Annotated in this window: 22 protein-coding genes; 9 read left to right on the top strand and 13 right to left on the bottom strand. The window is 35.0% G+C overall.

Annotation, left to right across the window (positions count from 1 at the left end):
* Nucleotides 1-351: 351 nt before the first annotated feature.
* Both trpS and PQO00_RS14585 read right to left on the bottom strand, forming a co-directional pair.
* A complete protein-coding gene (trpS, locus tag PQO00_RS14590) occupies nucleotides 352-1,320 on the bottom strand; it encodes a tryptophan--tRNA ligase (RefSeq protein ID WP_274185580.1) in 969 nt (322 codons plus the stop codon).
* Nucleotides 1,321-1,436: 116 nt separating this feature from the next.
* Nucleotides 1,437-1,679 (bottom strand): GlsB/YeaQ/YmgE family stress response membrane protein, encoded by a 243-nt coding sequence (locus PQO00_RS14585; RefSeq protein WP_274185579.1) that lies wholly within the window; start codon nucleotides 1,677-1,679, stop codon nucleotides 1,437-1,439.
* 227 nt (nucleotides 1,680-1,906) lie between these two features.
* Here PQO00_RS14585 and PQO00_RS14580 point away from each other — a divergent pair, with 227 nt between their 5' ends.
* Nucleotides 1,907-2,668 (top strand): 1-acyl-sn-glycerol-3-phosphate acyltransferase, encoded by a 762-nt coding sequence (locus PQO00_RS14580; RefSeq protein WP_274185578.1) that lies wholly within the window; start codon nucleotides 1,907-1,909, stop codon nucleotides 2,666-2,668.
* 328 nt (nucleotides 2,669-2,996) lie between these two features.
* On the opposite strand, the gene PQO00_RS14575 is transcribed toward PQO00_RS14580, so the two are convergent.
* The 4 genes from PQO00_RS14575 to recA form a co-directional block, all read right to left on the bottom strand.
* On the bottom strand, nucleotides 2,997-4,640 hold the full coding sequence (locus tag PQO00_RS14575) for a hypothetical protein (RefSeq protein ID WP_274185577.1): 1,644 nt from the start codon (nucleotides 4,638-4,640) through the stop codon (nucleotides 2,997-2,999).
* Complete coding sequence (locus PQO00_RS14570) at nucleotides 4,640-5,182, bottom strand: RNA polymerase sigma factor (protein ID WP_274185576.1); 543 nt, start codon at nucleotides 5,180-5,182, stop codon at nucleotides 4,640-4,642. The genes PQO00_RS14575 and PQO00_RS14570 overlap by 1 nt, the downstream gene beginning before the upstream one ends.
* Before the next feature lie 34 nt (nucleotides 5,183-5,216).
* Nucleotides 5,217-5,627 carry a hypothetical protein gene (locus tag PQO00_RS14565; RefSeq protein WP_274185575.1) on the bottom strand — a complete coding sequence of 137 codons (411 nt, stop codon included), beginning with the start codon at nucleotides 5,625-5,627 and terminating at the stop codon, nucleotides 5,217-5,219.
* 108 nt (nucleotides 5,628-5,735) lie between these two features.
* Complete coding sequence (gene recA, locus PQO00_RS14560) at nucleotides 5,736-6,734, bottom strand: recombinase RecA (RefSeq protein WP_274185574.1); 999 nt, start codon at nucleotides 6,732-6,734, stop codon at nucleotides 5,736-5,738.
* A 637-nt stretch (nucleotides 6,735-7,371) separates the two neighbouring features.
* Here recA and PQO00_RS14555 point away from each other — a divergent pair.
* The 8 genes from PQO00_RS14555 to PQO00_RS14520 all read left to right on the top strand — a co-directional run bounded on the left by PQO00_RS14555 (nucleotide 7,372) and on the right by PQO00_RS14520 (nucleotide 15,970).
* Nucleotides 7,372-8,400 (top strand): rhodanese-related sulfurtransferase, encoded by a 1,029-nt coding sequence (locus PQO00_RS14555; RefSeq protein WP_274185573.1) that lies wholly within the window; start codon nucleotides 7,372-7,374, stop codon nucleotides 8,398-8,400.
* A 1-nt stretch (nucleotide 8,401) separates the two neighbouring features.
* A complete protein-coding gene (locus PQO00_RS14550) occupies nucleotides 8,402-9,646 on the top strand; it encodes a peptidase U32 family protein (RefSeq protein WP_274185572.1) in 1,245 nt (414 codons plus the stop codon).
* Nucleotides 9,646-9,876: a ferredoxin gene (locus tag PQO00_RS14545; RefSeq protein WP_274185571.1), complete on the top strand. Its 231-nt coding sequence runs from the start codon at nucleotides 9,646-9,648 to the stop codon at nucleotides 9,874-9,876. The genes PQO00_RS14550 and PQO00_RS14545 overlap by 1 nt, the downstream gene beginning before the upstream one ends.
* Nucleotides 9,877-9,989: 113 nt before the next feature.
* Nucleotides 9,990-11,183 carry a regulatory iron-sulfur-containing complex subunit RicT gene (locus tag PQO00_RS14540; RefSeq protein WP_274185570.1) on the top strand — a complete coding sequence of 398 codons (1,194 nt, stop codon included), beginning with the start codon at nucleotides 9,990-9,992 and terminating at the stop codon, nucleotides 11,181-11,183.
* On the top strand, nucleotides 11,170-11,664 hold the full coding sequence (locus PQO00_RS14535) for a gliding motility lipoprotein GldH (RefSeq protein WP_274185569.1): 495 nt from the start codon (nucleotides 11,170-11,172) through the stop codon (nucleotides 11,662-11,664). The genes PQO00_RS14540 and PQO00_RS14535 overlap by 14 nt, the downstream gene beginning before the upstream one ends.
* Before the next feature lie 63 nt (nucleotides 11,665-11,727).
* Nucleotides 11,728-14,064, top strand: coding sequence for a transglycosylase domain-containing protein (locus PQO00_RS14530; RefSeq protein WP_274185568.1), 2,337 nt, complete (start codon nucleotides 11,728-11,730; stop codon nucleotides 14,062-14,064).
* Between the two features lie 435 nt (nucleotides 14,065-14,499).
* On the top strand, nucleotides 14,500-15,201 hold the full coding sequence (locus tag PQO00_RS14525) for a CoA transferase subunit A (protein ID WP_274185567.1): 702 nt from the start codon (nucleotides 14,500-14,502) through the stop codon (nucleotides 15,199-15,201).
* A 115-nt stretch (nucleotides 15,202-15,316) separates the two neighbouring features.
* A complete protein-coding gene (locus PQO00_RS14520; protein WP_274185566.1) occupies nucleotides 15,317-15,970 on the top strand; it encodes a 3-oxoacid CoA-transferase subunit B in 654 nt (217 codons plus the stop codon).
* Between the two features lie 1,067 nt (nucleotides 15,971-17,037).
* On the opposite strand, the gene PQO00_RS14515 is transcribed toward PQO00_RS14520, so the two are convergent.
* The 7 genes from PQO00_RS14515 to PQO00_RS14485 are packed head-to-tail and all read right to left on the bottom strand — an operon-like array spanning nucleotide 17,038 to nucleotide 24,466.
* Nucleotides 17,038-18,717, bottom strand: coding sequence for an ABC transporter ATP-binding protein (locus PQO00_RS14515; protein ID WP_274185565.1), 1,680 nt, complete (start codon nucleotides 18,715-18,717; stop codon nucleotides 17,038-17,040).
* A gap of 27 nt (nucleotides 18,718-18,744) precedes the next feature.
* Nucleotides 18,745-19,458: a 3'-5' exonuclease gene (locus PQO00_RS14510; RefSeq protein ID WP_274185564.1), complete on the bottom strand. Its 714-nt coding sequence runs from the start codon at nucleotides 19,456-19,458 to the stop codon at nucleotides 18,745-18,747.
* Nucleotides 19,455-19,817, bottom strand: coding sequence for a hypothetical protein (locus PQO00_RS14505; RefSeq protein ID WP_274185563.1), 363 nt, complete (start codon nucleotides 19,815-19,817; stop codon nucleotides 19,455-19,457). The genes PQO00_RS14510 and PQO00_RS14505 overlap by 4 nt, the downstream gene beginning before the upstream one ends.
* A complete protein-coding gene (locus PQO00_RS14500) occupies nucleotides 19,814-22,228 on the bottom strand; it encodes a penicillin acylase family protein (protein ID WP_274185562.1) in 2,415 nt (804 codons plus the stop codon). Before PQO00_RS14500 ends, PQO00_RS14505 begins: the two co-directional genes overlap by 4 nt.
* A 55-nt stretch (nucleotides 22,229-22,283) precedes the next feature.
* Entirely contained in the window at nucleotides 22,284-22,805 is a 522-nt protein-coding gene (locus PQO00_RS14495; protein ID WP_274185561.1) for a DUF4442 domain-containing protein, read from the bottom strand.
* A gap of 2 nt (nucleotides 22,806-22,807) precedes the next feature.
* Nucleotides 22,808-23,383, bottom strand: coding sequence for a methylated-DNA--[protein]-cysteine S-methyltransferase (locus PQO00_RS14490; RefSeq protein ID WP_274185560.1), 576 nt, complete (start codon nucleotides 23,381-23,383; stop codon nucleotides 22,808-22,810).
* 12 nt (nucleotides 23,384-23,395) lie between these two features.
* Complete coding sequence (locus PQO00_RS14485) at nucleotides 23,396-24,466, bottom strand: CNNM domain-containing protein (RefSeq protein ID WP_274185559.1); 1,071 nt, start codon at nucleotides 24,464-24,466, stop codon at nucleotides 23,396-23,398.
* Nucleotides 24,467-24,505: the final 39 nt, after the last annotated feature.

The following is a 24,505-nucleotide window of genomic DNA, read 5'->3' as shown; positions in this document are numbered from 1 at the left end:
ACGAACACCCCTGTAGGAATGGATAAAGTATTTGTTTTTTTAAAGTAACGAGAGTTCGATTTAAAACCTGTCTGCCGACAGGCAGGCAAGGGAGTTTTTAACAATAAATTCACTAATAAAACGATTTGTCGCCTTGAGCCTTTCGACTTCGCTCAAGATAAACTAAAGTCGAAAGGTTATTAAAACCAGCTATTTAAATGGGTTTCGACAGAGCCTGTGCTGAGTTTACCGAAGTACTCAACCTGACAATTAATATTAAATTATTGATAGTCAGCTCAATAGCATTATGTTTACATCGAACTCACGTTAAAGTATAGTCCGATTGATAAGATTCTTGCCTGTGCAGGAATTTTAGTACCCAACCTTTTCCCGTACCCTATTCAAAACGGCATCGGCTACTATTTTTGCTTTTTCAGCACCTAAAGCCAAAGCTTTATCAATCTCGTTAAGATGATTCATATAGTAGTTATAGCGCTCACGCTGTGTAGCAAATTTTTCGACAATTAATTCAAACAAGGCTTGTTTTGCATGTCCGTAACCATAGCCGCCATTTTCATAATTAGCTTTCATGGATTTTATTTGCTCGTCGTTGGCCAACAAACTATAGATCGCAAAACAATTACAGGTTTTCCAATCTTTTGGATCTTCCAATGGTGTGCTATCCGTTTGAATGGTCATTATTTGCTTGCGCAGTTTTTTATCATCTAAAAAAATATTGATGATATTATTTCTGCTCTTACTCATTTTTTCACCATCGGTTCCAGGAATAAGCTTTGTGTTTTCTTGTATTTTTCCTTTTGGTAACACAAAGGTGTCACCAACTTTGGCGTGGAAACGAGAGGCGACATCGCGCGTCATTTCGATATGTTGTAGCTGATCTTTTCCAACGGGAATAATTTCAGCATCATATAACAAAATGTCGGCAGCCATAAGCATTGGGTAGGTAAATAAGCCAGAGTTTACATCCTCTAACCTGTCGGCCTTATCCTTAAAGCTATGTGCTAATGTTAAACGTTGGAAAGGAAAGAAGCAGCTTAAATACCAAGTTAACTCAGTAACTTGCGGAATATCGCTTTGCCTGTAAAATACTGTTTTTTCTATGTCTAAACCAAATGCTAACCAGGTAGCTGCAGTAGAATACGTGTTAGAGCGCAATGTCTCTGCATCTTTAATTTGAGTTAAAGTATGCATATTTGCGATAAATAAATAAGAATCATTTTCAGGCCTATTGGCCATTTCAATTGCTGGCATAATAGCCCCTAAAATATTTCCTAAATGTGGTGTTCCAGTACTTTGTATACCTGTAAGTATTCTTGCCATGTGTACTTTCCGCAAAAACGGAAATCTTAATTAGTTAAACAATGCTGCGAAAATACATATTTGTTTAACAATAAAAAAAGCGGGCCATGCCACTTTTTTATGAAAAATAAGGCATTTTATTTTTTAAATAAGCCTGCAACAAATAATATTACCGAAGCACCAATGGCTCCCGTTAAAATATCGCCAATGACGCCACTTGAAAGCGAGATGTTGAGTTTGGCAAAAAGCCAATGACCAACAATGCCACCAATAATACCAATTACTATATTAAAAAGCAGTCCAAAACCACCACCTTTCATTAGTTTTCCGGCTAACCAGCCAGCTATACCTCCAATTAAAAGCGAATACAGTAAACCCATGATTTTAGTTGTTGAAGTGGTTTAAACTTTTTTGATTGAAGCGAAAAATAGTGATTTTATTCCCAAATGAATGCTTTTTTGCACTGCATAGCATCGCTACGGAGTAATAAAAAGATAAAATATGGGGATAAAAGGACATTTTGCAGCCAATTATAAAAAGTTTAAACCACTTCATTAAGTTATTATGATTTAAATATAATCAATTTATAATAGTATTTTTGGGGCTTATGAGAATTTTTAAATACATTTTTTGGATATTATATCGTATCTGGTTTTACATATTGGTAGGGCTGCCAATACTTATTATGTTTCCAGTACTCTTAATTTCCATTTCAAGGGAATCATGGTATCCGTTCTTTTTTAAGATTGCCAGGGTTTGGGCAAAAGTGATTTTAATTGGTATGGGGTTTGACTACCATATTGATCGGGAGCAAACGCCTGAAAAAGATAAAAGCTATATGTTTATAGCTAATCACACTTCCATGACGGATATTATGCTTATGCTGGTTTCGGTTAAAAATCCATTTGTATTTGTTGGGAAAAAGGAACTTGCTAAAATTCCGCTTTTTGGCTTTTTTTATAAACGTACTTGTATTTTGGTCGACAGAAATTCACCTAAAAGCAGGCAGGCCGTTTTTTTAAGGGCCCAACGCAGATTACAATCTGGTTTAAGTATCTGTATTTTCCCCGAAGGAGGCGTGCCAGAAGAACACATAGATTTAGACACATTTAAAGACGGTGCTTTTAGATTGGCGATAAACCATCAAATACCTATAGTGCCGTTAACTTTTGCCGATAATAAAAAACGGTTTTCATATACATTTTTTAGTGGTGGCCCAGGAAGAATGCGTGTTAAGGTCCATAAATTTTTATCTACGAAAAATTTAACGGCCAATGACACGAAGTCTTTAAATGAAATAGCTAGGAATATTATCTTGAAACAATTACAGGCCTTTAATCCCATTTCCACATCAAAGTTACCACAATAAAACGCCTCCCTTTACAATATTTCAAATAAAAGAGGCTGTCTGAAAAGTGTCAATCAGAATATTACCGAGAAACAAAATATATTTTGTTTAGAAGGTAGCAGCGAAGCTATGAAGAATCTCTTAAAAACATAATATATAGAATTACAAAACAATAAGATTCTTCGCTATAGCTTGTACTGAGCGGAGTCGAAGTACTCTGAACGACAAAACATATTACTTTTCAGACTGTCCCTCTAATAAATAAAAAACTGCTCAGGGGATGAGCAGTTTTTTTTCGATATTGATTTTCGAGCTTAAAGAAAATCAATACCCAGATCTAACCAAAAACCTAGAACTTAATGGAAAATCCAGTGTAAACCCCTATAAAGAAAGGTTTAAAATCACCAGAAGTATTATTAAATGTATTAATTTGATATTTAAACATGGGCTCTAAATTCAAGTCTATCTTTTTAGATACTTGATAATTTAGCCCTAATCCCAAATTAGCACTATAACTTACCTTGTTTATATTATTCGCTTTACCTAAAAGTGTTCTTGTGCCACCTTCTGGTTCGGAAAATATTTTATTGTTATTTAGAAAGAATGAGCTAAATCCGCCAATAAGATTAACGCCTAATTTTTTGTTTGACAGCGCATATTGAATTTCCAACGGCACTTCGATATAACTTAAATCTTGATTAATAGAGGTCCTTGATGTTGAAAATGTTTCTGGAATGTCATCCGCATTAAAGCTCTCACCGCTAACAAGAGACACATTATCTAGCGGACTATTACTAGTATTGTCTTTGTTAATAGCGTTGACATTTTGAAGCGAACGACTACTTGATGAGACCCCTACAACTTGAAAAGAAACTACATTATTGGTGTTATACCCCAAATTAACTTTATTAATACCAGAACGGACACTTAACTTTTTGTTAATGGCGTAACTGGCAGAAATACCATAACTCATATTAAGTTTGCCACTTTTGGAATTATTATTGAATTGAGGGTCTATTGAAGAACCTTCTCCTAAAGTATTAAAATAAACAGGCGCAGCATTTGGGGCAATACTCCACCTATTTACGTTTTCTTCCTCTTCAATAATATTTTTGGCTTCATCTAGAGCTTCCTCTATAGTAAGATTATTGTCTGCCACTTTAGTTACAGTTTCCTTATTTTCTCCTTTAGCTTCTGCAAAAGCATGGTTGTTTTTTGAAGTGCTATTAATAATCTCTTTTGCTCGTTCTTTATTAATTAATGAGGCTTTACTTTGTTGATTGATCTGATTCTTTTTTTCAGAACCTGAATCCGAAACAATAGCAGAACCATTTTTTATGCTATTTTGAAGTTTATTGGTGTTTTTCTTTTCTTCGGAATTATCTGCAATAGCATGGTTGTTTTTGGACTTATTAAGCGTTTTGTCGTGGGCGCTTTTTTCTTCAAGATTCTTTGCAACAACATGATTGCTTTTGGTATTTAATAATTTGTTGCTGGCATTCTGCCCTTTGTTAGTGGAAAAATTAGAAGTTTCTTTACGCTCGCCATTATTATTTAAAGTAGGGTTTTTTGCAATTGAAGCTTCTTTTGAGGGCGTTATTCCCTTAGATGAAGGATCTGTTTCGATTTGTGGTGGCGTATCGTTTAAATTTCCATTTTCATTAGAATCAGTGTCTGCAATAGCCTCATTTATACCACCCAAATTAGCAGAATTATCCTTTTTAGGGTTTGAAGGTGTTGTGCTTTCTGTATCGGATATTTCATTGGTTGGCGGTTTATCTGTATTATTAAAATAAATACCACCAATAGTTAAAAAAAGTAACAATAGTGCAGCAACACCAGCGTAGCGCCACCAAATAGGGATCATACGGCGCTTTTTGTTTTTTTCATTAAGTTTAGCTTCTATATTCTTCCAAACCGCATCACTAGGTATAGCTTCAAAATCTTTAAACCCCTCTTGAAACAACCTGTCTATATGTTTTTTATCACTCATTATAATGATTGTAAACTTTGTACTGTCTTGTAATTTTCAATAGTTTCCTTCAAGCTTTGTCTGGCACGAGCCAAATTGGATTTTGAAGTTCCTACATTTATACCTAGCATGTCTGCTATATCTTTATGTGAATAACCATCCAATACATACAGGTTAAAAACCAATCTATACCTGTCTGGTAATTCTTGAATGATTTGTAATAGATAATCAATGGATACAGTATCGTCATCAACTTCTAATTCAACATCTTCAATTATATTTTCATTTATTATATCAAAAACCTTTTCGTTTCTGTATCGTTGCAATACTGTATTTATAGTAATGCGTTTTAACCAGCCTTCAAAAGAGCCCTTATTCTTATATTGTTCAATTTTTTTGAAAATTGTTAAAAACGCGTCTTGCAGGTTGTCTTCAGCTTCGGCACGGTTTCGCGAATACTTTAAGCATACAGAGAATAGCTTACTCGAAAAGAGCTTATATAATTCTCCTTGTGCTTTAGTATCATCAATTTTACAATTTTCTATGAGTTGGCTTAAACTCAAAATTAAACATGTATTTAATTAATACTTAAATTTTTTAGTCAACTACAGGCACTTCTATTGTTAAAAATTGATCTTCTCCATCAGTATCTTCACCTTGCCAGAATTTAAAGATATAAGAGCCATTGCTTGTCACTATAAAGTTGAAAGTCGCTTCTACTAACTCATTTTCCAGCGTTTCGCAATCATCCCTAATAAAATCATAGTTTATAGGGGCCACAGTACGCACATTGTTTTCTTTTAAATAATAAAACTCCTTAAACGCATGACAAGTTGAGGGTCTAAAGTAAGAAACGGTGATTGGGTATGTTTCTCCTAAAGTGAATTCATTAGGAATATCAACACTCTCAACTGGTAAAATTTCATAACCAAATCTTGGACCATCATCATCAATACTACATGAGGCAAATAATAGCACTGTAAAACAAAAAACGAAAAACTTTTTCATAGCAAATAAATTTAGGGTTTAAATCGATTGTTTGCTCTCTGTAGATGCGCTAGCAATAAAAAGGTTGCGTATAAAATTAAAAAATCCCGAATTAACGGGATTTTTTATCTATTCTGCTACAATTTTTCTAACTTTTCCTTCAAGTTCGTCCATGAGCTCGGGGTTGTCTTTAATGAGTGCTTTTACAGCATCTCGCCCTTGCCCTAGTTTGGTGTCATCATAACTAAACCAGGATCCACTTTTCTTTACAATTTCATATGCAACGGCAAAATCTAATATTTCACCTACTTTAGAGACCCCTTCTCCATACATGATATCAAATTCTGCCATTTTAAAAGGAGGGGCTACTTTATTTTTAACCACTTTTACCCGGGTTTTGTTCCCTGCGACACTCCCGTCGGTTTCTTTAATTTGGGTGGAACGTCTTATATCCAATCTAACAGAAGCGTAGAATTTTAAAGCATTCCCCCCTGTTGTTGTTTCTGGATTACCGAACATCACACCAATTTTTTCACGCAATTGGTTAATGAATATAACGGTACAATTGGTTTTACTAATAGAAGCAGTAAGTTTTCTCAAAGCTTGAGACATTAAACGAGCATGTAGGCCCATTTTGGAGTCTCCCATTTCACCTTCGATTTCACTTTTAGGTGTTAATGCTGCCACAGAATCGATTACCACAATGTCAATAGCTCCCGAACGGATTAAATTATCTGTAATCTCAAGTGCCTGTTCTCCATTATCCGGTTGGGATATAATTAAGTTATCAATATCTACTCCAAGTTTTTCGGCATAAAATCTATCAAAAGCATGCTCAGCGTCTATAAAAGCAGCAATACCACCAGCTTTTTGAGCTTCAGCAATAGCATGTAATGTCAGTGTGGTTTTTCCAGAAGACTCTGGGCCATATATTTCTATAACACGTCCACGAGGATAGCCACCAACGCCTAAAGCGATATCCAAACCTAAAGAACCAGATGAAATAGCTTCTACATCTTGTACGGCTGCATCACTCATTTTCATTACTGTCCCTTTTCCGTAGGCTTTGTCTAATTTATCTAATGTAAGTTTAAGTGCTTTTAATTTAGCTTCTTTTTCGCTGCTCATTTATAATTGTTTTATCTCTAGTTGTGCCTGCTAAAATACTACATCTTTTGTCACAATACAATTTTATCACGCAACCTTTTTTAACATTTTGCATCTACTAATTAAAGTGGAAAATTTTGCTATGAAAAAGAATTAAATGAAATTTTTCAAACGAACCGTTTTAATAAATGCATTAGGTGTTTCAGTTACTGTTATTGTAAACAGTAACTGTAAAGCCGATGGTGGCTAAAACCGTGACATATTCCTTAGAAAAATTAAAGTAATATTAACCACGGATTAGTCAAGAAAAAGCACTTTACATTTACTAAAGTGCTTTTTTTATTAGTGAAACTCAAGTTTGAGGAGTTTTTAAACGAACTCAAACTTGTAAGTTGAACTAACCCCGCTTTTTCAGCGGGGTCTTAAGACTGATACCTCAGAACTTGCTTTGATACCCAAATTTACAAATTGAACTAACCCACTTCCTGTGCTGAACGTTTTTCAGTATCTAACGAGGTCTCAACCTTGATATCTTAAACTTACTATAGAGGGCAAAAGTCTCAAAATTTACTCCAAAGAATTTTACTTCCCCACTTCTAGATAATAATTGTACTTTTGCACTTTTAAAATAGTCTTTAACCTTATAAATTAGTATAGCATGCAACTGTACAATAAACTAAGCGCAAAAGAAAGAGCCGAATTAATCGATAAAACCGGAAAAAATCGATTGACACTTTCTTTTTACCAATATGCCAAAATTGGCAACCCACAGATTTTTAGAGATCATTTGTTTATTACTTGGAACGCATTAGATGTTTTAGGTAGAATCTATGTCGCTCACGAAGGGATCAATGGTCAATTATCATTACCGGCCGACCGCTTTAATGAATTTAAAGCACATTTGGATACGATTTCATTTTTAAAGGATATCCGATTGAATGTAGCGGTAGAACAAGATAATAAATCGTTTTTAAAGCTTAAAATAAAGGTGCGCAACAAAATTGTTGCCGATGGTTTAAACGATGATACGTTTGATGTTACCAATAAAGGCATTCATGTAGGGGCAGAACAGTTTAACAATCTTATAGAAGACAAAAAAACGGTTTTGGTCGATATGCGTAACCATTACGAAAGTGAGATAGGGCATTTTAAAAATGCCGTAACACCAGACGTAGACACCTTTAGGGAATCTTTAGATCTTATTGAGGATGATTTAAAAAACCATAAGGAAGATAAAAACCTTGTGATGTATTGTACAGGGGGCATTCGTTGCGAAAAGGCAAGTGCCTATTTTAAACACAAAGGATTTAAAAATGTATATCAGTTAGAAGGCGGGATTATTGAATATACCAGACAGGTAAAAGAAAAAAACCTTGAAAATAAATTTTTAGGTCAGAACTTTGTTTTTGATGATCGAAGAGCAGAACGTATAAGTGATGATGTTATAGCTAATTGCCACCAATGCGGAACGCCGTTTGATGTGCATACCAATTGTGCCAATGCCGCTTGTCATTTACTATTTATTCAATGCGATTCCTGTAAAGAAGCCATGGAAAACTGCTGTTCTACAGAATGTATGGAAATAAATAGGTTGCCTTATGAAAAACAAAAAGAACTGCGCAAGGGGCAAGGAAACAGTAACGATATTTTTAAAAAAGGAAGGTCTGAAGCTTTAAAGTTTAAATAGTATGCAGCAAATAGAACTAATGGCTCCTGCGGGAAACTTTGAGTCGCTTCAAGCTGCTTTAGATAATGGAGCAGACTCCGTATATTTTGGTGTCGAACAGTTAAATATGAGGGCCAGGGCATCTATAAACTTTACTTTAGGTGACTTACCTGAAATTTCAAGACGGTGTCAAGCAAAAAATGTAAGGACGTATTTAACATTAAACACCATCATTTACGATCATGATTTATCCATTGTAAAAACACTTATAGACAAGGCGAAGGAAGCAGATATTACAGCGGTCATAGCTATGGATCAAGCCGTAATAGTGGCTGCTAGAGAAGTAGGTATGGAGGTGCATATTTCTACACAAATTAATATTACCAATATTGAAACGGTTAAGTTTTATGCATTGTTTGCAGATACGATGGTGCTAAGCAGAGAATTAAGCTTGCGTCAGGTAAAGAAAATAACCGAAGGCATTGAAAAAGAACAGATAAAAGGCCCTTCGGGTAAGCTTGTAGAGATTGAAGTATTTGGGCACGGGGCACTTTGTATGGCTGTTTCTGGGAAATGCTATATGAGTTTGCACTCCCAAAACTCATCAGCTAACAGAGGAGCTTGCAAGCAAAATTGTAGAAAGAAATATACTGTAATCGACCAGGAAACTGGCTTCGAAATGGAGCTTGATAATGAATATATTATGTCTCCTAAAGACCTGTGTACTATAGATATTTTAGATCAGGTAGTCGCATCGGGAATTAAAGTATTAAAAATAGAAGGAAGAGGCAGAGCTCCAGAATATGTTGCCAAGGTTATAAAATGTTATAGAGATGCCATTGATAGCCTTGAGAATAATACCTATAATAAAGAAAAGGTTGTTTCTTGGATGCAAGAGTTGGAGAAAGTTTATAATCGTGGCTTTTGGAATGGTTATTACTTAGGGCAAAAATTAGGAGAATGGAGTAAGGGCTCTGGGTCTCATGCTACACAAAAAAAGGTATATATTGGTAAAGGTGTACACTTTTATACCAAAGCCAAAATAGGTGAGTTTAAAATTGATGCTTATAATGTTGCCCTTGGGGACACTATTTTAATAACAGGCTCTACAACGGGAGCGAGAGAAATGGAAGTCAATGAGATGCTGGTAAACGATGAAAAATTAACAGTAGGATCCAAAGGGGATACCATAACCATACCGTTAGAATTTAGAATAAGACCCTCGGATAAATTATATAAAATTGTTAAAAATAAAGTAGAGGCTTAATGGTTGTTATTACGTTACAGCGGAATAAGTGTATAGGTTGCAACTACTGTGTGGAGTTAGCTCCCAGTCAATTTCAAATGTCCAAGAAGGATGGTAAATCGGTTCTTTTGTACTCAAAAGATAAAAAAGGGTTTTTTACTGTAAAATCCAATAATGATATTATTTTTGAGGTTTGTGATCAGGCATCTAAGGCCTGCCCTGTAAACATAATTGACGTAAAACATGTTTAAAAAAATATGGTTTTTTAAAGTCGACATAATAATCATATCTTTACATTTCAAAAAGAATTATTAATCTTCTTCCAACAGAACCTTGTTCTAGTCGGAATCAATATATAACGAATATGGCTTGCGCAAGCTGCTCAACTAAAGATGGTCAACCTAAAGGCTGCAAAAATAATGGTACTTGTGGTACAGATAGCTGCAATAAATTAACTGTTTTTGACTGGTTGTCAAACATGTCATTGCCTAATGGTGAAAAACCCTTCGATTGGGTTGAGGTGCGTTATAAAAACGGTAGAAAAGAATATTACAAGAATACCGAAAACTTAACATTAAGTATTGGAGACATTGTGGCTACGCAAGCAAAGGCAGGGCATGATATTGGTATGGTTACTCTTACAGGAGAACTTGTACGTATTCAGATGAAGCGTAAAAACATATCATATAATGAAGAAGATACCTTAAAAATTTATCGAAAAGCAAGCCAAAAGGATATTGATATTTGGTCGTCAGCCCGCGATAAGGAAGAGCCTATGAAGGTAAGGGCTCGTCAGTTTGCAATTGATTTGAAATTGCAAATGAAAATTTCAGATATAGAATTTCAGGGAGATGCCAGTAAAGCGACTTTTTATTATACAGCCGAAGATCGTGTAGATTTTAGAGAGCTTATAAAAGTTTTTGCTCGTGAGTTTAGAACTCGTATAGAAATGAAGCAAGTTGGCTTTCGTCAAGAAGCGTCAAGACTTGGAGGCATTGGGTCGTGTGGTCGTGAGTTATGCTGTTCAACATGGTTAACAGATTTCCGATCTGTAAGTACATCGGCAGCAAGATATCAACAACTTTCATTAAATCCTCAAAAGTTAGCAGGACAATGTGGAAAATTAAAGTGTTGTTTAAACTATGAGCTTGATACGTATCTTGATGCCTTAAAAAACTTTCCTAAAACCGACACAAAAATACACACGGAAAAAGGTACTGCGGTATGTCAAAAAACGGATATTTTTAAAGGACATATGTGGTATGCCTATGAAGGAGAATGGAATCATTGGCATAAAATAACAGCAAGCCAAGCCAATGAAATTATCGATTTAAACAAAAAGAATAAAAAAATAGCAAGTCTTGAAGAGTATGCTTCAGAATTGATGGAAGATACTAAAGTTGAGTTTGAAAACGTTGTAGGTCAAGACAGTTTAACGCGGTTCGATAGTCTAAAATCGAATAATAAACGTAAAAACAATAAGAGGAAAAACAACAAGAACAACCGGAATAGTAAAAGGAAAAGAAAACCTCAAAACAGTAAAAATGCGACAAAGTAATGTATTGTTTTTTCTTTTAATTTTTTCTATAATATTTGTGTCCTGCGATTCTAATCGGGTTTTCGATACCTATAAATCGGTACCTAACAAATGGCATAAAGACTCTATTGTTAGTTTTAAGGTGACGCCTCCAGATTCTACGAATATGTACAATCTATTTGTTAACTTAAGAAACACAAATGATTATAAATACAATAATTTGTTTTTAATAGTAGAAATGGGTTTTCCTCATGGTAAAACTATTAAAGATACATTAGAATATAGAATGGCAGACCCTAGTGGGAAACTTTTAGGTACTGGTCTTACAGGTGTAAAAGAGAATAAGCTTTGGTATAAAGAACAAGTTGTTTTTAAAGAAAAAGGCGATTATACAGTTAAGATACAACATGCTATGAGAGAAAACGGAAAGGTTAATGGCGTTATAGAACTTGAAGGCATTACAGACATTGGTTTTAGAATTGAAAAACCTCAAAACAAATAAATAAAGTTCCCTATAATTCTGGATTTTCTTAGAATTATACCTAGTAAATATCGATAAAGTTAAATGGCAAGAAAAAAGCAAGAAACAACCACAGAAGATTTTTCAAAATATATACGTTGGTTTTGGATGTTATTTTTAGGAGGCGTACTTTTTGTATTGCTTCTTTTTTTATTAGCCTCATGGGGTGTTTTTGGTGACATGCCAGATCACACACAATTAGAAAATCCTAAAACACATCTGGCAACCGAGGTGATTTCTTCTGATGGAAAAACTTTAGGAAAGTTTTATTTGAACGATAATAGAACACCTGTAAGCTACGATGAATTATCACAAAATTTGGTAGATGCTTTAATTGCCACTGAAGATGCTCGTTTTCATGATCATTCAGGTATTGATGCTAGAGGAACTTTAAGAGCTTTCTTTTTCTTGGGAGGAAGAGGTGGTGCAAGTACGATTTCTCAACAGTTGGCCAGGCAATTATTTGTTGGAGTTAGATCTAAAAATAAATTGGAAACAGCAATACAAAAAATAAAAGAATGGGTTATTGCTATACGTCTAGAGCGCCAATATACCAAAGAAGAAATTATTGCGCAATATTTTAATATTTATGATTTTGGTAACAATGCGGATGGTATCCGTAGTGCAGCAGCTATTTATTTTGATAAGGAACCAGGAGAATTAAGCATGAAAGAATCAGCTATGCTGGTTGGGATGTTTAAAAATTCTGCGTTATATAACCCAAGAAGAAACCCCGTAGGGGTTAAAAACAGACGTAATGTTGTTTTGTACCAATTGGAAAAATATGACTATATTACTGAAGCTGTAAAAGATTCACTTCAAAAAACAGCGTTGGACTTACGTTATACGCCACAGTCACATCGTGATGGTATAGCTACCTATTTTAGAGGCTATTTAGATGGTTTTATGAAAGATTGGATTAAGAAAAACCCGAAGCCTGATGGGACTAAATATAATTTATATAATGATGGTTTAAAGATTTATACAACGATCGATTCACGGATGCAGAGATACGCAGAAATTGCAGTACAACAGCATATGTCCAGATTGCAAGCCGAGTTCTTTAACCAAAATACGCCAAAAAGGAATCCAACAGCGCCATTTTTAGAACTTACACAGCAGGAAATAAAAACTTTAATGAAGCGTTCGATGCGGCAAGGTGAACGATGGAGAATATTAAAAAAAGAAGGTAAGTCCGATAAAGAGATTGAAGCCTCTTTTTATAAGCCAACTAAAATGACTGTTTTTGAATGGAAGGAAGGTAAAGCTTCGGAGGTAGATACTATTATGAAACCTATAGACTCGATGCGATATTATAAATCGTTTTTAAAACCAGGTATGATGTCTATGGATCCTTTAACTGGGCATGTAAAAGCATGGGTAGGCGGTATGAATTATAGGCATTTTCAGTACGATATGGTAAAACAAGGAAAACGTCAAATAGGATCTACATTTAAACCACTTGTTTATGCAACAGCCATAGATCAATTGCATTATTCGCCTTGTGATGAATTTCCAGACACCCCTTTTTGTATAGAAAAAGGAAAATATGGGAATCCAGAAGAATGGTGCCCTAAGAACTCTGGCGGAGAAGATGATTATGGTGGTACCCGAACCTTAAAGAATGCTTTAGCAAATTCTGTAAATACCATAACAGCGAGATTAATAGATAAAGTAGGGCCACAACCAGTTGTGGATTTAGCGAAAAAATTGGGAGTCGAATCGGATATCCCCGCAGTGCCATCCATAGCTTTGGGGACGCCGGACATAAGCCTCTATGAAATGGTAGGGGCGTATGCTGCATTTGCTAATAAAGGAGTATACACAAAACCAGTAATGGTAACTACTATTGAGGATAAGAATGGCACAATTTTATATCAGTTCAAACCAAAAACACGCGATGTTCTAAATGAAGAAACTGCTTATGTTGTAGTGAAACTTTTGGAAGGTGTTACCGAAGGCGGATCAGGATCAAGATTAAAGCATAAATTTGCAGCTAGTAGAACAGAATATAAAGAAGTTATTACAGGTTACCCTTATGGGTTTACCAATCCGATAGCAGGAAAGACCGGGACCACTCAAAACCAAAGTGATGGTTGGTTTATGGGCATGGTGCCTAATTTAGTTACGGGTGTTTGGGTAGGCGCAGAAGACAGGGCCGCACATTTTAGAACCATAACTTACGGGCAAGGTGCTTCTATGGCATTGCCTATTTGGGGCTTATATATGAAAAGTTGTTATGCAGATGAAACATTGAATGTTTCTAAAGAAGCATTTGAAAAACCAACAAACTTATCCATCAATGTAGATTGTTCCAAAGCGTCCGATACTATTGATGATGATCCGGGTGATGATATTCCTGATGATTTAGATGGGTTTTAATAGATATATTCTTAATTTGATTTGACACCCATGTAATGAATCAATAAGGTTAGACACGAATGACACAAATTTTCACTAATTTAATCTGTCTATAGAGAGGTTTCAAGTCTGTACAGACTTGGTTGATTTGTGCTCATGTTTAGTCCATTACTACGGAACCATAAGGTCATAGATTCGTACAAATTTGTGTCTTTTTCAAAAAATATGCTTTTGTACAGGGTTTTTTGGCGATGGGTTTTAATAAATATTCTTGAAAAATAAATGGAAGGGCGAATTCTTTGGGTTTTAACTTAGAATTCGCCCTCTTTTTATTGCTTTATTCGATAAACAAAATCCTGCATTAACGGTTAAATTTTATTGATAAATAACTTATTGGGTAATTATTTTAAAAATAATTCATTTATACGTAAATTTATGCGGTAAAAATTTAATAAAATGATTAATAAAAAGGTTGCTAATGTTCAAGATGCCCTAAAAGGCGTATCCGATAACATGACACTTATGCTTGGAGGTTTTGGACTTAGTGGCATTCCGGAAAATGCTATTTCAGAATTGGTGAAACTTGGAGTAAAGGGGTTAACATGTATATCCAATAATGCAGGAGTTGATGATTTTGGACTGGGTTTACTTCTTCAAAAAAAACAAATAAAAAAAATGGTTTCATCTTATGTGGGAGAGAACGATGAATTTGAACGTCAGATGCTTTCCGGCGAATTGGATGTCGAACTGATTCCTCAGGGAACTCTAGCAGAGCGTTGTCGGGCTGCTCAAGCTGGTTTTCCGGCTATTTATACACCTGCAGGTTATGGAACAGAAGTGGCAGAAGGAAAAGAAACCAGACATTTTGAAGGAAAAATGTATGTGTTGGAACATGCTTTTAAAGCCGATTTTGCGTTTGTAAAAGCTTGGAAAGGGGATGCTGCCGGTAACTTGATTTTTAAAGGTACTTCCAGGAATTTTAATCCTAATATGTGCGGCGCTGCAAGAATAACGGTAGCTGAAGTTGAAGAGTTAGTGCCTTTAGGGGATTTAGATCCTAATCAAATTCATATTCCCGGCATTTTTGTGCAGCGTATTTTTAAAGGAGAAAAATATGAGAAAAGAATAGAACAGCGGACGGTGAGGCAAAGAGGTTAAAAATGAAGTTAAAAGTTATAAGTACTTAAAATGCGCTTAAGTTATTGTTTGTATCGAAAGCGAAATATTGAGAAACTTTAGGCACTTAAAACTTTAGACACTTAAAACTTTAAAAATGTTAGATAAAATAGGAATAGCAAAGCGAATAGCAAAAGAAGTAAAGGATGGTTATTATGTAAACTTAGGGATAGGGATTCCAACTATGGTCGCTAATTATGTAAGAAACGATATGGAGGTAGAGTTTCAAAGTGAGAATGGTGTTTTGGGAATGGGCCCATTTCCGTTTGAGGGCGAAGAAGATGCCGATGTTATAAATGCAGGGAAACAAACCATAACAACATTGCCGGGAGCAAGCTTTTTTGATTCGGCTCTAAGTTTTTCTATGATACGAGGACAGCATGTAGACCTAACCATTTTGGGAGCTATGGAAGTTGCAGAAAATGGTGATATAGCGAATTGGAAAATACCGGGTAAAATGGTAAAAGGCATGGGAGGCGCCATGGATTTAGTTGCTAGTGCTGAAAATATTATCGTGGCTATGATGCATACAAATAAAAGAGGCGAATCTAAACTTTTAAAACGATGCTCATTGCCATTAACTGGTGTAAACTGTGTAAAAAAAATAGTCACTAATATGGCTGTAATCGAAGTCACAGATCAAGGTTTTAAGTTATTAGAACGCGCACCAGGTGTTTCTATAGAAGATATAAAAAATGCCACCGAAGGTACTCTAATTGTTGATGGCGAAATTCCTGAAATGGCCATCTAATTTATGCCAGGTAAAAAGCGAGCTACCAATTAAATTTTAATAAGCTTTCTTTTTTTAATAATGAACTCATTTAAGCTTTTTGGATTTTAGCGAAAATGAACTCCCATACGAGTTTTACGTTAATTGAGGGTGTCTAAAAAGTCTTTGATTTCCCTTGTCAGGTTGAGTACTTCGATAAACTCAGCACAGGCTCTGTTAAAACTGTTTATTGATTATCAGTGATTTAAAACATTTCGACTGCGCTAAATGTGACATTACCTTTACTTTTTAGACACCCTCTCAAGTCTGCAAAGGCTTGGTGACTCGTGTTCATGTTTAACTTAGCTATGTATTTATTATAATACTAAATAAACTTTAAAATGAAGCTAATAATTCATTTCTATCGCGCACATATTTCATAATAAAACCATGTGCTCAGCTTGATTGGGTATAGAACCGTAGCTTAGGCTATACTTAGATTTTATTATTCATAAGAGCACGCTATATTCTAAATTATTTTACCCTCATTTTAAAATCCATTTGGTATAAGGTATTGATTCGTGTAAATCTGTGTCATTCGTGTCCTTCTTAAAAGTGTACACACATACGGTAGAGTAAACGGTCATTTTTAGCCAGTTGAAAAACATGTGCTCAGCTTGACTGGGTAGTTTAAATGGGTTCAACACATACTTTGCTCGGTAAATATAAAAGTAATGTTATGGTTTTATTACCGTACGCCTTTATGGCCTTTTGTGATAACCATTTTTCCATTAAAGTATATTAATATGTGGTATGCACTACCATTTAAAATTCTTTGATTATCGATAAAAATGTTAAAAATAAATGCATTTCGTCGATTTTATATGTTTTTAATCTATTTAATTGAAAAAAAATATCATATTTGTTGTCCCCAAAATTATCAACTAATATAGATTTCCTCAAATCTACCATAAATTGAAAAACTTATGAAATTTGCAACAAATCTACCTGAACAACCTACATTAAACGAAAGTAAATTTAAAGAAACACTTAGAGAAAATTTACAATTTTTAAAAAGCCTACTATACTTAACAAAAAAAATATTTATGCTATAACCCTTTAGGTATAGCTTCAATTAATTTCTTGGTATATTCTTTTTTTGGTGCATTATAGATGGTATCTGCATCATCCAGTTCTTCTATCATGCCTTTATTCATTACCAATAATTGGTCGGACATATATTTTACCACAGCCAAGTCGTGTGAAATAAAAATATAGGTAAAACCAAAAGTTTCCTTGAGCTCATTCAAGAGGTTTAAAACTTGTGCTTGAACGGAGATATCCAAAGCAGAAACAGATTCATCACACACAATTAATTTGGGCTGTAATGCGATTGTTCTCGCGATCCCAATACGCTGTCTTTGTCCTCCAGAAAACTCATGTGGATAACGATTAAAATAGTCCTCAGATAAACCAACACGGTTTAAAATATCTATCGTCTTTTCTTTTCGTTCCCTGTCCGAATTAAAAAGATTGTGAACCTTCATAGGTTCTATAATAGCTTCGCCAATAGGCATTCTAGGGTTTAATGAAGCGTATGGGTCCTGAAAAATAATTTGAATGTCCTTTCGAAGTTTTTTAATTTCAGAATGGGATAGTTTTGTAATATCAATGCCTTTATATAATATGTGCCCAGCTGTTGCCTTGTCTAGTTGAAGAATGGCATTTCCCAATGTAGATTTGCCACAACCGGATTCTCCTACCAAACCTAATGTTTCTCCTTCGTATAATTTGAAACTAATACCGTTTACCGCCTTAAATGATTGCGGTTTAGTAAACCAACCAGATTTGGAGATATATTCTTTTTCAACATTTATAACCTCTAGTAGAGGTTCTTGGTTGTATAGTTTTTCGTGTTGCAGTTGCCGCTGCTTAGTAGTGATAACTTCGTTTGACGTTGTACCGTTTAAATAGTCATTGATGGTTGGTAAGGTCTTTAATCGTATACCCAGTGAGGGCCGCGAGTTAATAAGTGCTTTTGTATAAGCATGTTTGGGTGTTTTAAAAATAGTTGAAACACCCCCTTGTTCAACAATATCCCCTTTGTACATCACCAGAACCCTATCTGCTATTTCAGAAATTAAAGCCAGATCATGAGTAATGAAAATAACACTCAGTTTTGTTTCAACCTGCAATACTTTTAGTAATTTAATAATTTCTTTTTGAACCGTAACATCGAGTGCAGTGGTAGGTTCGTCTGCAATTAAGATATCAGGTTTACAAGCAATGGCCATAGCGATCATAACACGTTGTTTCTGTCCACCGGAAATCTCATGTGGATAAGAATTATAAACCCTTATGGTGTTAGGGAGTTTCACTTTTTCAAACAATAAAAGGGTTTCGTCTTTGGCTGCCTGTTTAGAAAGTGATGTATGTTGCAATAAAATTTCCTGAACTTGCTTTCCGCAGCTCATAGATGGGTTTAAAGAACTCATGGGTTCTTGAAAAATCATGGCAATTTTTTTTCCTCGAATTTTTTGAAATGCTTTTGAGGCAAGTGTGGTTAAATTTTCGTTATTATAATGAATGCTTCCTGAAGTGATTTTTGAAATCTTTTTTGGCAATAAACCCAAAATAGCTAAAGATGACACAGATTTTCCCGAACCAGATTCTCCCACAATACCTAATATTTCATTTTTATTTAGATGATAAGAGATCTTATGGATCACTTCGTTTTTTCCAAATGAAATGGAAAGGTCTTTAACGTTTAGAATCGTGTTTTCCTTCATTATATGCTAATTAGAAGTTTAATGGTATCAAATATGGATAATTTCATCATCAACTAAAAGATTGTCACCGCGTAATCTTAAGAATATTTGAGCCACGGCAATGGTATCTTTTTCACAATAAATAATAATGCGGTCAATGTCATTTTCCTCATAATATACGCGATACACTTCGCTACCATCTATATCGTCTTTTGGTGATGGGATTCCTAAAACATGAGTTAATAATTTTAGTGATGTATAACTTTTGTAATCTCCAAATTTCCATAATTCTAAAGTATCCAAATGAGGCACTTCCCAAGGTTTTTTTCCAAAGAGATTTAGCTTATAAGGTAATTCAATATTGTTAATTATCATGCGACGTGCTATATATGGAAAGTCGAATTCCTTACCATTATGTGCGCAGAGCAGATGTTTCGTTTCACTAAAATGTGATATTAATAAGTTTTTAAAATCTTTTAAAATTTTAACTTCATCACCATAAAATGAAGTGACCCTAAAGGTACGCACATCATTTAAAATATTAAAATACCCAACCGAAATACAAACTATTTTTCCAAATTCGGCCCAAATACCTGCACGATCGTAAAATGCTTCGGCCGTAAATTCGTCTTTGCGCTGGTACTGGGATTTTTTGTCCCAAAGAGCTTGTTTAGTGTCATCTAAATCGGAAAAATATTGGGACTCTGGAACTGTTTCAATATCCAGAAATAAGATGTTTTCTAAATGAAGTTTAGAAATCATTGATTAAAACCTTTTATTAAAACTAAGCTTTGCTTTCCAAAAACCGCAGTTACTCCAGCAGCAAGCCCTCCAATAAACCCTGTTAAAAGGAGTAACAAATAAGGGTTTCCATTTAAGGGTAACAATACAGCAATTTTATTGGCCAAAATAAAATCGTTGGCGTTGCTCAACCAAAAAGCATGGGCGATCCATAAAAGAGTTATGGCTAAAAATGGCATGAAAAAAACGGCACTACGTTTTAAACTAAAAAACAGACTTGTTATGAAAGCAGCCACCATGACAGACCACCATGGTAAAAACAGGGATAGTATAAGGGCTAAAACAATAGTTGCTATAAAATTTAGAATATTTTTTTTCATTGTCTTGATTTTAAAGTTTGGGTAGCAATAATACCGTTGTTATTATTTTGATCTTGCATAAATAATATGTCGAAGTACTCTCCATGAGCCCATTTATCTATGAAATTATCGTAATATTTACTGCCTGGATTGCCCGATTGCCCGCCTGGATATATCCCTAATGCTTTTGGAGGGGAGCTCATTTCCACAATCATGCGCCATGAAGGGCCGTGGTTTACATCTGCTGCATTAACCGTATTGCGATCTCCTCCAATAGGTAAATCCAATCTGGAAAAAGCAGGGAGCGCTTGAAGTAAATGACCAACAAATGTCCCTTTGTACCCTCGCCAATTGTAGTTTCCGTGTTCTGCTTTCCAATCTGTGAGTTCTTTTATGGCCTCTTTAAATGCTATTAAAAACAAGTCGTTTGCTGTTTCTTTTTCAGGTGTTTCTACAATGTCCATAAATGGATCGTTTGGGTAGTTCTTTAGCATATTTATTGTTCGATAAGTAAAAGGTGGTTTTAGGGCTACATTGTCACTATTGAATTCGTCCCATACCAAAGCGTATAATTTTGTCCACCAGGCATCCCAAATACTAGGGGCTATTTGATCGGTTTCACTATAGAAGTTCCAACTTTTAATGATATTTAAAACGTCTAATTCATCTGGTGTTAGTTGCGACGTATCCATATGTTTAATCATATGGGGAAGTAATTCTGAAGCTTTTAAATTGAAGTTGTTGTTTTGTAGGTCTTTAAAATCTTGAATCGTAATTTTTTCTTTCGATTCAAGAAAATTATTAATGATCCTATTTCTGTAAATTTCATAACCATCGTTAAAAACATAAAAAGGATAAGATGCATCAACGGGATGTTGATTGGCAGAACTAACAAAGCCCCGATCTGGATTTTTAACATGTGCGTTAAGTTTTTGAGGAATAAAACTTTGCCAGTCATGTTCGGGTTTACTCCCATCCATTAAAAACTTGCCTTGGCCTTTCCATTTATTTGGGAACTGTCCTTGTACCCATATAGCGATATCGCCATCTGTTGAAGCAAATGCGAAATTTTGGGCGGGTGCCACATGGGAGGCAATCGCATTTAAATAATCATCGTAATTCTTCCCGTTATTGAGTTTATAAAATAAACGCGTAAAATTATGGCCTATATGCCCTGCCCATTTCATGGCATAGCCCATTTTTTCGTCATCACTTTTAAAGGTATGATCATAACTTACCGGGCCATGATGTGTATAGACCACAGAATCTAGAAATGTTTCTTTATTTCTAATTTTAATTTCTTCTATTCTAACCTGGGTGTCTTTCCATTGATTGTTGTATTTATAAGCTTGCCTGCTGGCATCCTTAAATGCTATTTTATACCAATCTTTAACATCGCGAGTGGCATTGGTTACCGCCCAGGAAATATGATTATTAAACCCTATAATAACACCTAAGGCGCCTGGGAGTGTGGCTCCGTATGTGTTTTGGGTCGGGGAAGATAATTGCATGACAAACCATATGGAAGGCAGGTTAAGCCCTAAATGGGGATCACTTGCCAACATAGGATTCCCAGAGTACGATTTATTACCAGAAACCGCCCAATTATTACTGCCGTTGTTAGGGTGTGGTTTTTCCATGGTTTCAGAAATAGAATCCAAGGGCAATTCGCTTTGAGGAATTTCACTCATTTCCGTATCAATGAAGCTCCAGTCTGTTTCTTTCGGAATAATAGGGTCGTTAACATCAAAAAAATCTGGAAAAAGTAAATCAAAACGTTCTTGACCTAATTTTCTTAGCAGGTTGGTATATTCTAAATCCGAATCCCCGCCACATAGCATATCGGTCATATACATTAATAAATGCGTTGTTTTTTCAATCGACCATGCTTCGGGCTTATAGTCAAGAAGCTTATATTCCACAGGGTAATCTTTAGGATCTAATTCATTGATAAATGCATTGACACCGTCACTGTATGCTTGCAAGTAGGCTAAGGATGCTTCATCAGCCTTAATAACCTCTAAGCTTTTTTCGGCGCCATAAATCATGCCTTTTCTACGTTGGGCCCTATCGTAATTTAATGCCTTCTCCCCGATTATTTCAGATAACCTTCCGGCGGCGGCAAGGGTTTGAAATTCCATTTGCCATAAGCGATGTTTTGCTGTTATGTAACCTTGAGCTTTATATAAATCAATATCATTTTTAGCGAATATGTGAGGTATAAGTTGTTCGTCGTATTTTACGGTCACATCTTTTGAAAGACCTTCAATTTCAACATTACCAGTAATAGATTCATCTTTGTCATTTTGCCAAATTCCTTGAGACGGGCTCAGGAATTTGCCAATAGGAGGAATAGCGCCAAGCTTTGTGTTAAAAGCATAAAAAACCACTACTGTTAGAAGTAGTGATGCCATGAATTTGAGTAATTTCATTTATATGAGTTTATTGAAACTAAAGATAAGAAAATTCTATACGAAAAAAATAAGCTTATTTTTTATTTGCCTTTAACTGCCGTTTTTCTTTATAAAAAGTTTTGTCTGCCACATAAATGGTTTTAATGACCTCTGCAAAAACAACACCATCCTTATTTGTTATATGAACAGTTTTTGTCAAATTTAATTCACCATTTTGAGCAACTTGAACTTTAATGTTCTCGATCTCTTCAGATGAAAAAGAGAACGCTGCATAAACATTTTCTTTAGCAGGGCGTTTATATCTTATGGTAGCGTCTTTATCCCAAACAATATAATGATCCCCTAAAATGTTTATAAGTTGAATCATATAGATAGGGTCGGTAGCAGAAAAGAGACTGCCTCCAAATATGGAGCCTACGTAGTTTTTGTTTTTTATACTTAATGGAATAGCTATTTTAACATACAATAAATTACTGGAAACCTTAATTACTTTAGCAGTTGTACGTCTATACATAGGCGACCAATTAAATCCATATTTATAGATTTGAGCATCCGTTAAAAAGGTTTTTAAGATTTTAGTAAGCGTTCTGTACATTTTTAAAAAAGGGATTGTTGTTTGTAAGGGCTTTCATGTTCTAGCAACCATTTTTTACGATGCAAGCCGCCAGCATATCCTGTTAAACTACCATCGCTACCTATAACACGATGACAAGGCACAATAATCCAAAGTGGATTTTTCCCATTGGCGTTTGCTACAGCACGAATGGCTTTTACATCACCTAGTTGTTTTGATAATTCTAAATAAGAAAGTGTTTTACCATAGGGAATTTGTTCAAGCTGTTTCCATACTTTTTTTTGAAATTCGGTGCCTTGAGGATTCAACTTTAGATTGAATTGGCTACGCTTGCCTTCAAAATATTCTTTGAGCTGGCATACACAGTCTTCTAATTCTACAGGGATAATATCCGTTAAATTTTCTTTTGATTTTTGCTGAAGTTTATCTTGAGCGCCCGCCTGCCGGACGGGCAGGAAGTCGAAAGGCAGGAAGGACAATTTATTCGATTCTTCTTCGGAGAAGTTTATATTATTTAAAACATTTACAGAAGTGATACCGTTAATATCTCCTTCTATTTTTGTGTAACCTAAAGGTGATCGAATGATGCAGGTTTCCATTGTTTTTCATTATTATTCATCTAAAATACCTAATTTTTTAGCTCTGGCTTCCCAGCTTTTACGTGCAAGATGTTGAAGGTCGGAAACGTTATCGCTTTCATCCATAATCTCTAAGCCTAAAAGTGTTTCAATAACATCTTCCATAGTTACTAAACCACTTACAGAGCCATATTCGTCAACAACTAAAGCCATATGGTTTCTGCTATCAACTAACTGCTCAAACAAGTTAGGAATGGGGAGATTACGGTTAACAATAATAATATGTCGTTTTAGATCAGATAATTTTTTGTCTCCATGACTCAGTGCCATTTCTTTAAAAACTTCGTCCTTAAGCACTAATCCTATGATGTTATCTGGGTCGTTTGAGTAAATAGGGATTCTTGAAAAACGAAGGTTTATATTTTCATTAAAAAAATCTTCGACAGTTGTATTTTGATCTACTGTTAGCATAACGGTTCTGGGAGTCATGATATCTTTCGCTAAAACCTCCTTGAAAGTCAATAAATTTTTAATAATCGTACTTTCATTTTCTTGAAACACGCCTTCTTCATGAGCCATATCCGCCATGGCATGAAAATCCTCGCGACTTAAAACACTTCCATGGCTTTTACCTCCAATAAGCTTGGTGGTGAGTTGCAAAAGCCATAAAATACCTGTCCATTTTAAAGGAAAAATTAAAAGAGTTAATGCTTTTGAAGTGAAATTGGCCAAGTTTTTCCAATAAGTTGCCCCAATGGTTTTTGGAATAATTTCTGAAGCAACTAAAATTAATAAAGTCATAATAGCCGAAACAACCCCAACAGTATTAATGCCAGCTAGTTCTATTTTATAGGGTAGTTTTTCTGCTTGAATACCAACCATCATGGCTCCCAGCGTGTGCGCAATCGTATTTAAAGTGAGTATGGCAATTAAAGGCTTGTCGACATCTTTTTTTAAGCGTTCTAAAGTAAATGCATATTCTTTTCCTTCTTGCTTTTTAACGTTTATAAATGTTGGAGTAACAGTTAACAGAACAGCTTCGAGTATAGAACATAAAAAAGAGAAGAAGATAGAAATTGTGGCCCAAAAAATTAATGCACTCATTAAAAATTAATTTAATTGCTAAAATAGTCAAAATTTATT

The sequence above is a fragment of the Flavivirga sp. 57AJ16 genome (assembly GCF_028736925.1).
Lineage (GTDB): Bacteria > Bacteroidota > Bacteroidia > Flavobacteriales > Flavobacteriaceae > Flavivirga.
The sequence above is the reverse complement of the archived record's forward strand: the minus strand, read 5'-3'. Positions and strand labels throughout refer to the sequence as shown.

What these genes read in the sequence shown, in the direction of transcription:
- trpS (WP_274185580.1), bottom strand. Translation starts at nt 1,320, where the DNA reads ATGGCAAGAATACTTACAGGTATACAAAGTACTGGAACACCACATTTA.
- PQO00_RS14585 (WP_274185579.1), bottom strand. Translation starts at nt 1,679, where the DNA reads ATGGGTTTACTGTATTCGCTTTTAATTGGAGGTATAGCTGGCTGGTTA.
- PQO00_RS14580 (WP_274185578.1), top strand. Translation starts at nt 1,907, where the DNA reads ATGAGAATTTTTAAATACATTTTTTGGATATTATATCGTATCTGGTTT.
- PQO00_RS14575 (WP_274185577.1), bottom strand. Translation starts at nt 4,640, where the DNA reads ATGAGTGATAAAAAACATATAGACAGGTTGTTTCAAGAGGGGTTTAAA.
- PQO00_RS14565 (WP_274185575.1), bottom strand. Translation starts at nt 5,627, where the DNA reads ATGAAAAAGTTTTTCGTTTTTTGTTTTACAGTGCTATTATTTGCCTCA.
- recA (WP_274185574.1), bottom strand. Translation starts at nt 6,734, where the DNA reads ATGAGCAGCGAAAAAGAAGCTAAATTAAAAGCACTTAAACTTACATTA.
- PQO00_RS14555 (WP_274185573.1), top strand. Translation starts at nt 7,372, where the DNA reads ATGCAACTGTACAATAAACTAAGCGCAAAAGAAAGAGCCGAATTAATC.
- PQO00_RS14550 (WP_274185572.1), top strand. Translation starts at nt 8,402, where the DNA reads ATGCAGCAAATAGAACTAATGGCTCCTGCGGGAAACTTTGAGTCGCTT.
- PQO00_RS14545 (WP_274185571.1), top strand. Translation starts at nt 9,646, where the DNA reads ATGGTTGTTATTACGTTACAGCGGAATAAGTGTATAGGTTGCAACTAC.
- PQO00_RS14540 (WP_274185570.1), top strand. Translation starts at nt 9,990, where the DNA reads ATGGCTTGCGCAAGCTGCTCAACTAAAGATGGTCAACCTAAAGGCTGC.
- PQO00_RS14535 (WP_274185569.1), top strand. Translation starts at nt 11,170, where the DNA reads ATGCGACAAAGTAATGTATTGTTTTTTCTTTTAATTTTTTCTATAATA.
- PQO00_RS14530 (WP_274185568.1), top strand. Translation starts at nt 11,728, where the DNA reads ATGGCAAGAAAAAAGCAAGAAACAACCACAGAAGATTTTTCAAAATAT.
- PQO00_RS14525 (WP_274185567.1), top strand. Translation starts at nt 14,500, where the DNA reads ATGATTAATAAAAAGGTTGCTAATGTTCAAGATGCCCTAAAAGGCGTA.
- PQO00_RS14520 (WP_274185566.1), top strand. Translation starts at nt 15,317, where the DNA reads ATGTTAGATAAAATAGGAATAGCAAAGCGAATAGCAAAAGAAGTAAAG.
- PQO00_RS14515 (WP_274185565.1), bottom strand. Translation starts at nt 18,717, where the DNA reads ATGAAGGAAAACACGATTCTAAACGTTAAAGACCTTTCCATTTCATTT.
- PQO00_RS14510 (WP_274185564.1), bottom strand. Translation starts at nt 19,458, where the DNA reads ATGATTTCTAAACTTCATTTAGAAAACATCTTATTTCTGGATATTGAA.
- PQO00_RS14505 (WP_274185563.1), bottom strand. Translation starts at nt 19,817, where the DNA reads ATGAAAAAAAATATTCTAAATTTTATAGCAACTATTGTTTTAGCCCTT.
- PQO00_RS14500 (WP_274185562.1), bottom strand. Translation starts at nt 22,228, where the DNA reads ATGAAATTACTCAAATTCATGGCATCACTACTTCTAACAGTAGTGGTT.
- PQO00_RS14495 (WP_274185561.1), bottom strand. Translation starts at nt 22,805, where the DNA reads ATGTACAGAACGCTTACTAAAATCTTAAAAACCTTTTTAACGGATGCT.
- PQO00_RS14490 (WP_274185560.1), bottom strand. Translation starts at nt 23,383, where the DNA reads ATGGAAACCTGCATCATTCGATCACCTTTAGGTTACACAAAAATAGAA.
- PQO00_RS14485 (WP_274185559.1), bottom strand. Translation starts at nt 24,466, where the DNA reads ATGAGTGCATTAATTTTTTGGGCCACAATTTCTATCTTCTTCTCTTTT.